The sequence below is a fragment of the Amycolatopsis sp. NPDC051061 genome (assembly GCF_040682935.1).
Lineage (GTDB): Bacteria > Actinomycetota > Actinomycetes > Mycobacteriales > Pseudonocardiaceae > Amycolatopsis.
Map to the genome: position 1 here is coordinate 1 of NZ_JBFBBZ010000173.1, position 1,119 is coordinate 1,119.

Genomic DNA, 1,119 nt, shown 5'->3' on the forward strand with positions numbered 1-1,119 from the left:
ATAGGTCTTCAAAAGACTTTGAAAAATATAATTATTAAATTCTCTTAACTCCGTGTCTACTTTTTCGTTGACTTTCCATTAAGCGAATGTTAATATAATTATGATAGACTATGCTTATTCCAGAAAAACTTTTCATAAATACTCATGAAAAACATCAACTATTGATGTTTTTCTTATTGACAAATAATATTGAAGTGGTAGAATGGGTACATTATAATAATAACCCCTAAAAATCATTGAATGGTTTTTAATCTACTTAGTAAAAAATCTCTTTCTAACTGAAGGAGTTTTTTTATTAAAAGTGAGCAAAAATTTACGAAAGTTTTTAAAGTGAAAATTTTATGTTTTTCACTTCAGAAATGGTATCTTTCCGAAAAACAAAAATTTTTCCGAAACTTATTATTTCTAGAGTGAAAATCATTAAACTCCCTTTTAAAACTTTTTTCTTTTTTATAATGAGAAATCTCTTTCAGTCAGAAGTAAATTTTACTATGAAGATTTTAAAATTAATGACTGAGATTTTTGATGGAAATATTTATTTAAAACTGAACTCAAAAATTATTTTCGAAAGATATTGTTCATTTTGTGTTTAAATATTTGATTGTAGTCCAATAAAATATAAATGAATCTTTATCAATATTTATAAAAAGGAGAAAATTAAAACAAAAAAACTGATCACAGCACATAATGATCAGTTTTTAGCGCCTGCGCTTAGATTAAGAAGAGCAGTTTTTGATTAGTACGGTAAAATAATACCATAGTTAACTGCCAAAATCAATTTATGATAATTTTCTAAGCTTTTTTACTTAGATTTTATTTTTAATAAGTCACGTATCTCAATCAGAGTGTCCAATTCTTTATTTTGATTTTCTTGCTTTTCTTTCTCTTTATGTGGAATTAATCTGTTAACAAACTTTATTATTATGAAAACAACAAATGCAGTAATAACAAAGTTAATGGTATCATTTAAAAAGGCTCCATAAGTGAATTTTGTTTTACCAATATAAAAGTAGAAGTTAGCCAAGGCTGTACTTTGAACAAACATTCCTATTAAGGGGTTAATGAGATTATTAACCAAAGAAGTTACTAATCCAGTAAATGCGGACCCAATAATTACCC

1 protein-coding gene is annotated in these 1,119 nt (G+C 25.5%); it reads right to left on the reverse strand.

Annotated features, from left to right (window positions below; genetic code table 11):
• Window positions 1-802: 802 nt before the first annotated feature.
• Window positions 803-1,119 (reverse strand): large conductance mechanosensitive channel protein MscL (mscL, locus tag AB0N03_RS52490; RefSeq protein ID WP_364389039.1); only part of this gene is annotated, 317 nt, incomplete at its 5' end.